11 protein-coding genes are annotated in these 13,435 nt (G+C 51.5%); 2 read left to right on the top strand and 9 right to left on the bottom strand.

The annotated features are described in order from the left end of the window. Position 1: 1 nt before the first annotated feature. Positions 2–520: an Lcl C-terminal domain-containing protein gene (locus tag HMY34_RS10945; protein WP_202715532.1), complete on the bottom strand. Its 519-nt coding sequence runs from the start codon at positions 518–520 to the stop codon at positions 2–4. A 285-nt stretch (positions 521–805) separates the two neighbouring features. On the opposite strand from HMY34_RS10945, the gene bioD reads away from it, so the two are divergent. Beyond that, positions 806–1,465: a dethiobiotin synthase gene (gene bioD, locus HMY34_RS10940; RefSeq protein ID WP_202715531.1), complete on the top strand. Its 660-nt coding sequence runs from the start codon at positions 806–808 to the stop codon at positions 1,463–1,465. On the opposite strand, the gene HMY34_RS10935 is transcribed toward bioD, so the two are convergent. The 3 genes from HMY34_RS10935 to HMY34_RS10925 all read right to left on the bottom strand — a co-directional run bounded on the left by HMY34_RS10935 (position 1,462) and on the right by HMY34_RS10925 (position 4,847). Continuing rightward, complete coding sequence (locus HMY34_RS10935; RefSeq protein WP_202715530.1) at positions 1,462–2,592, bottom strand: PilT/PilU family type 4a pilus ATPase; 1,131 nt, start codon at positions 2,590–2,592, stop codon at positions 1,462–1,464. The genes bioD and HMY34_RS10935 overlap by 4 nt on opposite strands. Continuing rightward, on the bottom strand, positions 2,589–3,746 hold the full coding sequence (locus HMY34_RS10930; RefSeq protein ID WP_202715529.1) for a PilT/PilU family type 4a pilus ATPase: 1,158 nt from the start codon (positions 3,744–3,746) through the stop codon (positions 2,589–2,591). The genes HMY34_RS10935 and HMY34_RS10930 overlap by 4 nt, the downstream gene beginning before the upstream one ends. Positions 3,747–3,812: 66 nt before the next feature. After that, on the bottom strand, positions 3,813–4,847 hold the full coding sequence (locus HMY34_RS10925; RefSeq protein ID WP_202715528.1) for a type IV pilus twitching motility protein PilT: 1,035 nt from the start codon (positions 4,845–4,847) through the stop codon (positions 3,813–3,815). A 61-nt stretch (positions 4,848–4,908) separates the two neighbouring features. On the opposite strand from HMY34_RS10925, the gene HMY34_RS10920 reads away from it, so the two are divergent. Continuing rightward, positions 4,909–5,595 (top strand): YggS family pyridoxal phosphate-dependent enzyme, encoded by a 687-nt coding sequence (locus HMY34_RS10920; RefSeq protein WP_202715527.1) that lies wholly within the window; start codon positions 4,909–4,911, stop codon positions 5,593–5,595. Here the strand turns inward: HMY34_RS10920 and HMY34_RS10915 are convergent, their stop codons facing one another. From HMY34_RS10915 to HMY34_RS10895, 5 genes are all read right to left on the bottom strand, one after another. Further along, on the bottom strand, positions 5,596–6,093 hold the full coding sequence (locus HMY34_RS10915) for a DUF4124 domain-containing protein (RefSeq protein WP_202715526.1): 498 nt from the start codon (positions 6,091–6,093) through the stop codon (positions 5,596–5,598). Positions 6,094–6,162: 69 nt separating this feature from the next. Then, positions 6,163–8,988, bottom strand: a complete 2,826-nt coding sequence (locus HMY34_RS10910) for a TIR domain-containing protein (RefSeq protein WP_202715525.1) — start codon at positions 8,986–8,988, stop codon at positions 6,163–6,165. Between the two features lie 73 nt (positions 8,989–9,061). Next, positions 9,062–9,463 (bottom strand): DUF3037 domain-containing protein, encoded by a 402-nt coding sequence (locus HMY34_RS10905; RefSeq protein ID WP_202715524.1) that lies wholly within the window; start codon positions 9,461–9,463, stop codon positions 9,062–9,064. Then, positions 9,460–10,194, bottom strand: a complete 735-nt coding sequence (locus tag HMY34_RS10900; RefSeq protein ID WP_202715523.1) for a HipA family kinase — start codon at positions 10,192–10,194, stop codon at positions 9,460–9,462. Before HMY34_RS10900 ends, HMY34_RS10905 begins: the two co-directional genes overlap by 4 nt. Beyond that, on the bottom strand, positions 10,191–13,364 hold the full coding sequence (locus HMY34_RS10895) for a hypothetical protein (protein WP_202715522.1): 3,174 nt from the start codon (positions 13,362–13,364) through the stop codon (positions 10,191–10,193). The genes HMY34_RS10900 and HMY34_RS10895 overlap by 4 nt, the downstream gene beginning before the upstream one ends. Positions 13,365–13,435 lie beyond the last annotated feature (71 nt).

Genomic DNA, 13,435 nt, shown 5'->3' with positions numbered 1-13,435 from the left:
GTTAGCGTAAATTACGCACCAAGCGAATGTACATACCCGCGCCTTTGAGATTTTCATAGGCGCGGCCTTTAGCGAAATCCATGCTCCACGCAAGTGGGTCGACCTGATTCATCGACCACAGCCCAACGGCGGGCATGTGTGGAAATACGTCCAAATTAGCAGCGGGTTCGACACAACGCTGTTCCACAATGCTGTTGAGTTCATCCAACGTCGGTAAACGCCAGCCCGCGTAACCGGCGAAATTATCACTGCCGACCAATTGCGCGAGATTAGCGGCTCTGTCCCATTCCATGCGTAACGCCGACCCGACGCAACGCTCTCCAGTTTGCCCTTCTAAGCATTTTTTCCACATTAAGCCGGTGTTAGTGTCAATTAAAGTGCCATTGCCTTGATCATTGAAGCGTTGCACTGGGGTAGAAGCGGGAATATTTCCCTGACAATTTTGCTGAGCCATCGCCCAATTAGCACAAGAAAGCAGCAAACTGCTGCCCAACACAAGGGTGAGCCTTTTTATCGTCATATTATTATTTACCAAGCAAGTCATTTGTAAAATTTATTGATATACGTCAAAACAGTTTAATAAACAAACTAATAGTCGTGTATTTGATCAAAATGGTTCAACTTTAATTAGTTAAAATTATCACTTTTATAATTGCCGACATAAGTATCATCTGTTGGATACTGCCTAGTATTGCCCCTTAGTCAGGGAAACATTAGTCTAGGCTTAACTTTCAGCAAAAAAACCACCGGCATGACCCTCAAGGTATCATTTGAAATGATACCTTGAGCCAACAAAGGAAACCGCATGGGGATAATTGTTCCAACATTCGCACACTGGCTGACGGCATCTGGCGTGAATACGGCTAGGGGTATTTTCATGACCGGCACGGATACCGGCGTGGGTAAAACCTGGGTCGGCATCCAACTGATTACGTGCTTGCGGGCTTTAGGGCGTGAAGTGATGGTGCGCAAACCCGTGGAATCGGGTTGGGCTGACGACATTCAGCAAACGGATGCTTGGCAATTGGCTCAGGCAGCAGGGCAAGCCTTTGACCAACGCATTTGCCCCTATCACTTTAGCGCCGCGCTTGCCCCGCCACGCGCCGCACAACTTGCCGGAGAAAGCGTGTCACTGCAACAACTGGTAGCCGCTTGCCCCACGCATTGGGAATCCCACCAGTTTTTGCATGTGGAAGGCGCGGGCGGCTTTTATTCACCGATTGCCGACGATGGCCTCAATGCCGATCTTGCCCAAAAGCTGGGCTTACCCGTGATTGTCGTTGCCGAAGACCGTTTGGGTTGCATCAACCATGTGTTACTCACGGTCGCAGCGGTGCAACAACGCGGCCTCACCTTGGCAGGCGTTATTCTCAATGCCCGCACGCCCCGTGTGAACGGCATGGATAATGCTCAAGATATGTGCCAGTACTTGGACGTACCAATCGTCGCCTTCCCGTGTGCTTAAGCCATTTCCGGCAAATCATAATGCGCGGCGTTGTCTTCGGCGTGACCCGCGCCGAAATTGATTTGCCACTCCAAATCATTGCGGGAACCGGCGTACTCCAAGGCCACGGTCTTGCTGATATGGCTGCCGGTGTAAAGCTGGTACAAGGCTTGGTCAAAGGTTTGCATCCCATCCACAGACCCTTTGGCAATAATCTCTTTCAACTCGCCAAATTGTCCGGTACGAATCAGCTCAGCGACATACGGGGTATTCACCAACACCTCTGCCGCCAGATGCAAGCCATCTTTTTCATCAGGAATCAGCCGTTGCGCCACAATCCCGCGCAAATTCAAGGACAAATCCATCAACACCCGGCCTTTATTTTCACTGGGAAACAAATACAACATCCGCTCCAGCGCCTGAATCACGTTAGTCGCGTGCAAGGTCGACAACACCAAATGCCCGGTATCCGCAAAACCCAACACCGCATCCATGGTTTCGGTATCGCGCACCTCCCCCACCATGATCATATCCGGGGCTTCCCGCATGGCTTCGCGCATCGCATTAGCGTAACTCAAGGTGTCAAAACCGACTTCACGCTGCCCAATAATGGATTTACCGTGGCGGAAGGTGTATTCGATCGGATCTTCAATCGTCAAAATATGCCCACAATGGTGCTCATTGCGGTGCTGAATCAAGGATGCCATCGACGTCGACTTCCCCGACCCCGTAGACCCCACGAACAGCAACATCCCCTCTTTTTGCATCACCAGTTTTTTCAGCACTTCCGGCAATTTCAACTCATCCGGCGAGCGAATGTCGGAACGAATATGGCGAATCACCATCGACACTTCCCCGCGCTGAAAATAAAAATTCATGCGGAAACGCCCAATGCCTTTCAGCGAAAATCCCTTGTTTAACTCACGATCGGCAAAGAAAGCTTCAATTTCGGTTGCCGTCAGGATTTCTTCGGCTAATTGGCGAATATTGCCCGGCTTCATCGACTCCCGGCTAATGCGTTTGAGCTGCCCGCGCACCTTAATCGTGGCGTGCGCCCCCGTGGTCAAATACAAATCCGATGCGCTTTGTTTCACCATCACATTCAATAATGGTGTGATGCGCATCTCAGCTTCACTTAAAATGGTCATCGTGTGGCATTCTCCAGCGGCTCAATCGCCAACTCATCCAACCCCTTAAAGAAGTCATTATCTTGCGCAAACCGGCTTTCCAATTTGAGGCGTAAGCGCAAGTCATTCTGCGAATCGGCATGACGCAACGCTTCATGCACGGTGATTTGCCGCGCTTCAATCAAATCAAATAGCGCTTGGTCAAAGGTGCGCATCCCGTGTTCGCGCGATTTCGAGGTCAGAATCTTCATGCCCGGCACATCGCCTTTCAGAATTAAATCTGCCATTAATGGCGTATTAATCACCACTTCCACCGCTGGCAAACGCCCTTCCCCTTTGGCTTTACGCACCAAGCGCTGTGATACCACCGCCTTCAGGTTGAGGGATAAATCCATCAATAACTGGTTGCGGCGTTCTTCGGGGAAAAAGTTGATAATACGGTCGATCGCTTGGTTGGAACTGTTGGCGTGCAAGGTCGACAAGCACAAATGCCCGGTTTCAGCGTAGGCAATCGCGTAATCCATCGCCTCACGATCCCGAATTTCGCCTAACAAAATCACATCAGGGGCTTGGCGCAAGGTATTTTTCATCGCAATCTCATAACTGCTGGTATCGACCCCCACTTCGCGCTGCGTAATCAAGCACCCCTTGTGCTGATGCACAAACTCAATCGGGTCTTCAATCGTGACGATATGCCCTTTGGAATTGGTATTGCGAAAATCGACCATCGACGCCAGTGTGGTCGATTTACCCGAACCCGTCGCCCCCACCATAATCACCAAACCGCGTTTGGTCATGGCAATCTCGCGCAATACCGGCGGCAACCCCAACTCTTTCAAACCGGGAATATGGTTAGGAATATGGCGTAACACCATCCCCGCACAACCGCGTTGCGTGAACGCATTCACCCGGAATCGCGCCTTGCCCGGCAGACTAATGGAAAAGTTGCATTCCATGTCCTCCTCAAACTGTTTGAGCTGGCGGTCGTTCATAATCGCCCGCACCAACATCCGCGCCGTTTGCTCATTCAATGGCTGATTGGTTAACGGCACCATTTCGCTGGCAATTTTGGCAGAAGGGGCAGCCTCGGCGGTGACATACAAGTCGGAAGCTTTCTTTTCCAACATAGTAGCCAATAACTTATGCACATAGCTGACAGCAGCATCGCGATCCATAGTGTCTCCTGTGTTCCCCCTCGCCCCTTGAGGGAGAGGGGGTTAGGGGGTGAGGGGTTCTTTAAATTAAATAGAATCCGGGTTATCGGCTTTGCGCCGCGCCGCTTCACGATCCACCAAACCTTTCATCACCAAGTTTTTCAGTGATTGATCAAGGGTTTGCATCCCGTCACTTTGCCCGGTTTGCATTGCAGAACGCATTTGCGCAATCTTATTTTCGCGAATCAGGTTACGCACCGCCCGATTGCCAATCAGAATTTCGTGTGCTGCCACGCGCCCGCCGCCTTTTTTCTTCAGCAGGGTTTGCGAAATCACCGCCTGCAAGGATTCGGAAAGCATGGAACGCACCATCTCTTTTTCGGCAGCGGGGAACACATCCACAATACGGTCAATGGTTTTGGGTGCGGATGTCGTATGCAACGTGCCAAACACCAAATGCCCGGTTTCCGCCGCCGTCAATGCCAAGCGAATGGTTTCCAAGTCACGCATTTCCCCGACCAGAATGGTATCCGGGTCTTCACGCAAAGCGGAACGGAGAGCGGCTTCAAAGCCTTTGGTGTCGCGATGCACCTCACGTTGGTTGACCAGACTTTTTTTGCTTTCGTGCACGAATTCGATCGGGTCTTCGATGGTAAGAATATGCCCGTAATCGGTGTCATTTTTGTAATCGACCATTGCCGCAAGCGTGGTGGATTTGCCCGAACCGGTCGGCCCTGTTACCAACACCAAGCCGCGTGGGTTTTCCGAAATTTTCCGAAAAATACCGGGCGCACCCAACTGATCGAGTGTTAATACTTTGCTGGGGATGGTACGAAACACCGCACCAGCACCACGGTTTTGGTTAAAGGCATTCACACGAAACCGCGCCACACCGGGAATTTCAAACGAGAAATCGCATTCCCAATGCTCTTCGTAATTTTTGCGTTGGTGATCATTCATGATGTCGTACACCAGCGCGTGTACCTGTTTATGGTCGAGTACCGGCAAGTTGATCTTGCGCATTTCGCCATCGACACGGATCATGGGGGGCATCCCGCCCGACAAGTGCAAGTCGGAGGCATTGTTTTTGACGCTGAACGCCAGCAGTTGGGTAATGTCCATTGTTGTTATAATTCACATTGTGGGTTTAGTTCAGTGATTAATGAGGAAAGTAACACATACCATGACAATCCGTGACAATATCCAGACAATCGGCGAACGCATCCGCGCTGCCGAACAACGCTTTGGGCGCAAACCCGGCAGTGTGCAATTATTGGCAGTGAGCAAGAAACATCCCAGCGCCAGTATTCGCGAAGCCATCGACGCGGGGCAAACCTATTTCGGTGAAAATTACGTGCAAGAAATGGTCGAAAAAGCCGCCGAACTCGCCAATGGCAGCAGCGATCTGGAATGGCATTTCATCGGCCCAATCCAATCCAACAAAACCCGCTTGATCGCCAGCACTGCCCGCTGGGTGCATTCGGTCGACAGTCTCAAAATTGCCCAGCGCTTAAGCGACCAAAAACCAGCGGACGCGCCTGCGATTAATATTTGCTTGCAAGTGAATATCAGCAATGAGCTCAGCAAATCGGGGGTACAACCGGCGGAATTGGCGGCATTGGCAAGCCAGATTGCTGCTTTACCGGGGATTCGCTGGCGGGGTTTGATGGCAATTCCTGCGCCAGAACAGGATTTCGCTCAGCAACGCGCCGTGTTTGCGCAAGTGCGGGCGTTGCAAGAGAATTTGGTGGCGCAAGGTTTCACGCTGGATACGCTGTCAATGGGCATGACCGATGACATGGAAGCCGCGATTGCCGAAGGTGCAACCATCGTGCGCATTGGCACGGCGATTTTCGGCTCGCGGGCTTAGCTATTGCAGGGCTGAATGCCGCAAAACGCTGAATTTCACCGGCTCGGTGTTTTGGATAATGTCACCTGCCGCATTGCTTAATACGGCAAATACGCTGTGTTCGCCGCGCTCGACTTCGGTCAGCGCGAAAGACAGCGATGCGCCGGAACCGACTTGTTTTGAGTCCAAATAGAGCGCCACCCCATCGCCGGGTTTCAATGCCGGTTTCAGGGATACGCTCACCGTCACATTTCCCTCGTTAGCGCGGATAGCTTCATCGGCAGTAGGCGAGGTAATCGCGAAATCGGTATACGCCTCTTCCTCTGCTGCGGGCGCTGCTTCGGGCTTGGCAGCGGGCGCAGGTGCGGGGCTATCTGCCACGGTTAACATCGGCAAATCCACGGGTTTGGCAGCACTTTGTTTCGGTGGGTTATCGCCATACACCGTGTTACCGGCAGCATCCACCCAACGGTAAATTTCCGCCTGCACCGACACGCTCACAAGACCGAATATTAACAATAGCGATAGTAACCTGACACGCATACATAGCCACGATAGTTGGTTGATACGCTCATGATTCTACTCAAATTAATCAGCGACTGGGGAAGTGGGAGGATGGACGGTTGTTTCATGCTTAGCAATGGCTTGCTGCAAGTCTAATAGCGCTTGATCACGGCGGTGGTAGCCGGTTGCGTTGATCAAGCGTTCGGCTTCCGCGATGTGATATTGAAGAGGGCGACCGCCGATCGCCCCTACGTCTGCCTGTAGGGGCAACCGGCGGTTGCCCTCTTTCTCCTCCGCCACCAACAACCGCGCCATCTCCAAATGATAATCCGTCAAATGCAGCCGCATCCCGCTGCCGTCGGCGATGTCGAACACTTCCTGCAAGTCCTGCCGGGCGCGGGCGAAGTCGCGGGTGTGGCGGTGCAGCGCAGCGCGGGCGAGCAGACCGAGTGGTACAAATCGCTGTTCTCCTGCTGCACGCAAACCAGCGACAGCCTGCTCCAGCCAGTGGGCAGCTTGCTCTTGCCTCTCCCCTGATAAGGGGAGGTTGGGAGGGGTTTCTTCAACAATCTTTTGCAGATGGGCGCGTCCGAGGGTGAGTTGATCCAGAGCAATGTCCAGCAGACTGAATTCTTCTGCTGGAAAATCCACAGATTCTTTCGCTAGGTTTAGTACTTTGAAAGTATCACCCTGACTTAGCAATAGATCACAATAGCGAAAAAGTTCAGCACCTTGTAGTAAAAACAAAATTGGATCGTAGTGATGCCATTCCTCTTGCAGTTGTTCTGCCGCATAAAATAGGACAAACGCATCATTAATTTTTCCAGCCTGATGCAGAGTATCTGCGTGAGTAGTTAGCCCAATAATATCTATATAACGATTACCACATTTTTCAGAATAATCAATAATATATTGAGAACTTATAGACGCTTCTGCTATAGCACCCAGAGTAAGCTGTAGCACGCTAAGATTTCTAGCGGCAACGGCTGCATTGCACCAATCCTTTTGCTTCTTGGAGATTTCCATACCAACTTGTATTGGTTCTAATGCCTCACGTAATCTCCCTAATATAACTAGAGAGTATCCTGCCCAATTAAAATTGTTGATTTTAATATGTTCCGGTAGTTCTAACACTGATGTCTGCCAAGGTTTGAGAAAAAAATGAGAGAGCATGATGAGATTTTCATTAACTGCCCCTAATTTATCCCATAAATAACCATTCACTCTAAGTCGCTGAATGCGAAGAATAAAAACCTCTCTCCACACTTTCTCATGCAACCCCGCCGCACACCCATGCGCCACCGCACTGAACAGCGGCTGCATTTCTTCCAGCGTATCGGGAAGTTCCTTCTCCGGCAGGGCTTTGTAGTATTCGTACAGCCGTTCATGTGCCTGTTGCCACGCTTGTGGTTGCTGCGCTTGCAGTTGCCCGCCGAAGTATTCGCGGATCAGCGGGTGGCAGTCGAGGTCGCCGCCACCGTCATGCTGCGACAACAGGTGATGCTCTTCGCGCAAACTGGCGATGGCTTCCAGCCATTCATCTTCATCTATGCCAGCGGTCAGGTGCGGAATCTGCGCATCCCACAGCATTTGCAGCACGTCCTGCCCGATGGGGTGGTCGAACAGCCCCAACAAGTGCAGCAACGCCAGTTCCGGCTCGCCCGCAAACCATTCCGCGTAAGCCTGCATCACCTTGAAGGCGTGGCGGCTGTCGCGGTTGCCCGTCGCTTTGACCAGTGCCTTGAGCGTATCGCGCTTGCGCACGTCGCCCTGATGCCGCAGCCGCAACACATTCCCCAGCAAACTCAACGCCAGCGCATGACCGCCGTATTCACGCACCGCCTTGCCCAGTTCCGCCGCACTGCCTCTCACCCCCAGCGATTGCAACAACTGAATGCCATCCGCCGCCGTCAGGTTTTGCAAATCGTGGCGGATGACAGTGGGCGCGTCGCGGTCACTGAGTTCATGCAGCGCAATCCGCGTGGTGATTATGCACAAACCGCACGGATGGCGGGCAAGCTGGCGCAGCAACTGGCGGATGGCTTTGTCCTTGAGTTCGCCGCGCATCGCCGCGCCGCCGTGTTGCAGCGGTTCCAGCCCATCCAGCACCAGCACGTAGCGTTTGCCGCGCAGCAATTCGGCGAGGTGGTCGCCCTTGTCCTCCTCCGATGCAAACCGCTCGCGGCTCGAACCCAGCTTGGCAAAGGCATGGCTGAAAAACGGCGTGGCGGAAGTCTGCTTGTCTTCGCTTGCCCCTTGCGAATAGAACGACCACGCGATCAGCACCGGGATGTCGGTGGTGTGGTCGAGCCAGTGGCGCAGGAGTTTGGTTTTGCCTGTGCCGCCGGGGGCGATGAATTGGATGATGCGGGTGGTGGTGTTTGCCCATGCGTTGGTGAGAAGTTGCAGTTCGGCGGTGCGTCCGAAGAAGCCACCTTTGACGGTGGGGAGGCGGTCGGAGTGGATGGAGGTTACAGTACTACTTTGCTGCCGGGGTTTTACCCGCTGAAGAATAAATCCGGCAATTTGTTCCGGCGTGTGCCTGCGTAAGTCAATGTAGCCATCAATGCCGTAGAGTCCGGGGATTTCTGTATCATCAAACCGTAGCGGCATGATGTCATTATCTTGACGTTTTTTCAGCAAATCACGGATTGCCCGCCATTCCAACCCACACCATTGTTTTCGCTCATAATCCGCGCACAAAAATGGCACAATCAGTTCTGCATGGTCATGGTAAATGGCTTGTAAGTGGGTATCCATATTCGGACGGGCTAATTCCGCTGTGTACCATTGGTCGTAGAACACCGCATCTTGCCCCAGCTTTTGCCCCAATATCACCGCCACTTGTGACACATAATCACGGTATTCACCGGGAAAGGACAGGGCAACTTGGAAGCGTTTGGTAGTCATGGAGAACCTTGTGGCGATAAGGGTTTACGCCATGAATCATACCGTTTATCGGCGATTTTGTCTGATTTACAAATTACGCCGCCAATGCTTGCTCACGCTGTACATAGCGGCTGAATAACTCGTCTGCGCTGGCTTGCGGGTCATCACCCAAAATCACCCCCGTGTGGGCATAACGGATAATGTCTTCGCGAGGGCGGATGAGTTCTTCATGTAACACGGCGGGGTTTGCCACACTTGGCAACAGCTTTTGCACTCGCTGCAATTCGGTTTGCACCACGGTTAATGCGCCTTGAAAGACGTTTGTATCCAGCGGGTTGAAAAAGCTGGTGATGCGCTGGTGTTGCCAAGGCGCAAGCAGCCGGAAGGCGAGTGTGCGGGCGTCAGGTGCGTAAACGACCACGCCGATGTTAGCGAATTCGCCGGTTTCCACGTCGGGTTGGAAGCGGATCAGGTTGTAGTGGAAGGCTTGTTTCATGGGTGAAAATCTCTCCAGATAGCACCTTGCTGGTCGTGTTCTAGGCGTTGCAATGTGGCGGCATCATCAAACGCGCCAGTGGACTGGTTTTCATCCAGCAAGTCGTCCGGCAGTTGTTGCCATGCTTGCGACCATTGCGACAAAGCGCGTTGCATATTGTGTTCAAACGCTTGCTGCTGTGCCTGCCCGATGGGTTGTGGGAACGCATGGCGGAATACATGGGTTTGCCAGAATAACGCGGCATCGAAGGCTGTCGGTAATATCAGATTGTAGTCAATCGCGTAGAGTTCGGATGTGGCTTTGTTCAGCAACAAATTGGGGTTGCCGCCCAAGTCAGACAAGGTGCGGTCTTCGTTTTGTACCCAGTAGTCAAATAGCAGGATGGCTTGTTGGGTGGCGGTTGGAATCAGGGGAATTTCGTCGTGGCGCAATTCGCTGACGGCTTGTACCTGACGTGAACCGACAGCGTAGCCTTTGCCCAAGTCGCGGGCGGTTTCGCTATCGAGGGATTTGAGCAAGGTGGCGGGAACTTCCAGCAAGCGCATCGACGGTACGGGTAGGCCGAAGGCTTGTGCGAGGTGTGTTCCCATCCATTCGCGGATGCGTTCGCCAGTGGAGGCGGAGTGACCTTTGACGTAATACACGTAGCCGTCAGCGGCACGGCAAATGAAGGGGCGGGTTGCGCCTTGGTCGGTGCGGCGGATGATTTGGGTGATTTGCGGGGTGTTCATGGGCAGCTTTCCTTGGCGAGGGCTTGCTGCAAGTCTAGTAGCTCTTGGTCGCGGCGGTGGTAGCCGGTTTCGTTGATTAGCTTGGCTGCTTCGGCGATGTGGTATTGAAGAGGGCGACCGCCGGTCGCCCCTACGTCTGCCTGTAGGGGCAACCGGCGGTTGCCCTCTTTCTCCTCCGCCACCAACAACCGCGCCATCTCCAAATGATAATCCGTCAAATGCAGCCGCATCCCACTGCCGTCGGCGATGTCGAACACTTCCTGCAAGTCCTGCCGGGCGCGGGCGAAGTCGTGGGTGTGGCGGTGCATATCAGCATGGGCGAGTAAGCCAAGAGGTAAATAGTGTAAACCACCGTATTTACGTAGCTCCCCTACTGCTGTAGTAAGCCAATGATCAGCTTGAGAAAAATCTTTTTGTTGAAGGTAAGCGCACCCAAGAATGTATCGATCAAGTGCAATAGTCAAAGGACTCATATTCCGTTCTAATGCTTGCTTTGATCTCTTAATTACTTCCTCTATATTACCTTGTGTTAATAAAAGATCACAATATCGAGAACCCTCAATTGAAGTTAACTGTAAATGAACTGATGTCGTAACGGGATTCTCAATTTCATGAAATAGCTTAAAAGCATCTGTAGTTTTTCCACACTGATGTACTACATGAGCACGAGTTGCACGTGCCTTAGTAATGATCCAGATTATGTTAGACTTAACAGCGAAATCTATACCACATTCACTAGACAACTTTGCTTCTTTTATTTTCCCCTGAAGAAGTTGCAGTTCGCTAAGGTTATTAGCTGCTATTGCAGCTTCTTTCCAATCTTCTTGCTGGACAGTCATTTCAACATTTGCCTGCATCGGCTCAACCGCCTCGCGTAGCCGTCCCAGTGCTCGTAAACAGAAACCAGCCCAACTCAGTAATGCTGCTTTGTCCGCATCGATCAAATTCACAGCGGGTGTCTGCCACGGAATAACGAAAAAATGAGCTATCGTAGCAAGAGCATCGCTAAATGCACCGAGTTTTTTGACGATGTAAGCCTCATCCTTACGCCGGATACGAAGCCAGTAAACCTCCCTCATCGCTTGCTGATGCAACCCCGCAGCACACCCGTGGGCTACAGCGCTGAAAAGATGCTCCATTTCTTTCAATGTTTTGGGAAGAAATTGATTGTGCAGCTTCTCCGGCAAAGCTTTGTAGTATTCGTACAGCCGTTCATGCGCCTGCGGCCACGCTTGCGGCTGCTGAGTTTGCAGTTGCCCGCCGAAGTATTCGCGGATTAGCGGGTGGCAGTCGAGGTTATCTGGATAATCAGGATTTGGAGCGTTTAACAGTCGTTGTTCACGCAGGTCATCTATTGCATAGCACCAATCGGCATCACCACCCAACTGGTCAGTAAGTTCGGGGATTTTCGCCTCTTTCAAACACTGAATAGCACCGGGTGAAACGGGTCGATCAAACAAACCCAGCAAGTACAACACACTCAATGCGGGTGTCCCCTTGAGATGTGTTTCATAAGCAGCCAACATTTTTTCTGCATGTTTGCCATCATTACGCTCAGCCATCAAGCCCGGAATCTTGTCACGTTGACGAATATCACCACTCAACACCTTTTTGACGTAATTACCCAATAAGTTAAGTGCCAAAGCATGACCCGCGACTTCTTTCACCGCCTTTGTCAGCTCAACATCTGTGCCTTTTACACCAATGGCTCGCAACAGGGCTACGCCGTCTTTTTCTTGTAGTTGTTCAAGATCGTGGGCTAATACCAGTTTTTCTGGCTTACCTTTGAGTTCTTCGACAGTTTGCCGTGACGAAATCAGGCACAAACCCGGATTTTTGACTGCCAATTGTTGCAATAACGCTTTTAAAGCCTGATCTTTAAGCTCACCGTGGAAAATGCCAACGGGATGCTGCAAGGGTTCTAAACCATCCAAGATCAAGAGTGTGCGCTGTGAAGCGACTAATCGGGCTAACTTGATACCGCGTTCATGTGGCGGTGGCAGATTTTGCTCGACATAACCAAAGAACCGCAAAGCAGACTCGAAAAAATCATCGGTAGAAGTCTGCTTATTCTCTGCTGAACCTTGTGAATAGAATGACCATGTAAATACGGCTTCTGCGCCGCGATAGCCACTTGCGACAAATTGATCTAACCAATACTTCAGCAGTGCGGTTTTACCCGTACCGCCCATTGCCTTCAGAATTAGGACATTACACCCTTCAGCCCAAGCTCTATCCAGCATGGCAATTTCCGCTTCACGCCCAAACAGATGGCTGTTGGTATGGGGAAGCTTAGTGATCTGGATTTTATCGGCGGGCGGAGGTTCTGTTGATTCCCCTACAGTTTCAACATCAGATTTCTGTAGGGGTTGAGATTTTGGGAGCACGTCCTCCTTGATGAAAGCCAGCAACGATTTGTAAAGCTGGTCGCCTTTGTTTGCCAGCTTGCAGATGCTGATATGATCTTCAGGCAGTGGAACTGCTATTTCATGTGGTACGTGTGGCTCACTGCTATTAGCATCAACGACAAGGACTTTTATTGGCTTAAAGAATTTCACACCGACTTGCACTGGTTTTCTCTCAGCAAAAGTGCGCACCGCAACACAAGTATCTTGCGCATTGAAATAGGCAAGGAATTGCTGATTGAGTGAACGCAAGTGCGCATCATGATTTTGCATGTTTCCGACCTGCGGGTTAGTACGCAGCAAGAAGGCCATATATTGGGCAAGCGTAGCTAGCTGTGAACCATTATGTGGTGTGGCGACGAAAGAAACGCCTCGAATGCGTTTAACAACACTTTCGTAGCGGGCAACCCCTTTTGTGCGCCCATGATGGATCAAGGTTTTGATGACCAACCCACCCATGCTATGACCAATCAATAATAAGGGACGGTTTTTTAGCCCTTCTTCGGTAGCCAGTGTTTCCAGCACGGAATCGCCTTGGTCGGGTAGTGGCATGGCATTGTCTTGCCAACTACTCAATTTCGCATCGTAGCCAAGCACCCAAACCGAGCAATCAACATCAGATGCCAACCAGCGAGGCCATAACGTGGAATCATCTTTTTCATCCATCATCCAAGTTCCACGGGCATCGCCGTTTAGACCGTGAATGAATATAACGGCAAGATCATCTTTCTTGGTCGAATCAACCAAACATTCTAATTGAGCCATCAAGCCACCGATAACGAGGAATGGGGATAAAATTTACATGGGGAATGATACCGTTTATCCGCCATTTTGTC

This window comes from Thiothrix subterranea, assembly GCF_016772315.1.
GTDB classification, from domain to species: domain Bacteria; phylum Pseudomonadota; class Gammaproteobacteria; order Thiotrichales; family Thiotrichaceae; genus Thiothrix; species Thiothrix subterranea.
Note: the sequence above shows the minus strand (reverse complement) of the source record. Positions and strands in the feature narration are given on the sequence as shown.

Bases quoted from the DNA above. Each gene is read 5' to 3' on its own strand.
- HMY34_RS10895 (WP_202715522.1), bottom strand. From the start codon at position 13,364: ATGGCTCAATTAGAATGTTTGGTTGATTCGACCAAGAAAGATGATCTT.
- HMY34_RS10920 (WP_202715527.1), top strand. From the start codon at position 4,909: ATGACAATCCGTGACAATATCCAGACAATCGGCGAACGCATCCGCGCT.
- bioD (WP_202715531.1), top strand. From the start codon at position 806: ATGGGGATAATTGTTCCAACATTCGCACACTGGCTGACGGCATCTGGC.
- HMY34_RS10925 (WP_202715528.1), bottom strand. From the start codon at position 4,847: ATGGACATTACCCAACTGCTGGCGTTCAGCGTCAAAAACAATGCCTCC.
- HMY34_RS10935 (WP_202715530.1), bottom strand. From the start codon at position 2,592: ATGACCATTTTAAGTGAAGCTGAGATGCGCATCACACCATTATTGAAT.
- HMY34_RS10930 (WP_202715529.1), bottom strand. From the start codon at position 3,746: ATGGATCGCGATGCTGCTGTCAGCTATGTGCATAAGTTATTGGCTACT.
- HMY34_RS10905 (WP_202715524.1), bottom strand. From the start codon at position 9,463: ATGAAACAAGCCTTCCACTACAACCTGATCCGCTTCCAACCCGACGTG.
- HMY34_RS10945 (WP_202715532.1), bottom strand. From the start codon at position 520: ATGACGATAAAAAGGCTCACCCTTGTGTTGGGCAGCAGTTTGCTGCTT.
- HMY34_RS10910 (WP_202715525.1), bottom strand. From the start codon at position 8,988: ATGACTACCAAACGCTTCCAAGTTGCCCTGTCCTTTCCCGGTGAATAC.
- HMY34_RS10900 (WP_202715523.1), bottom strand. From the start codon at position 10,194: ATGAACACCCCGCAAATCACCCAAATCATCCGCCGCACCGACCAAGGC.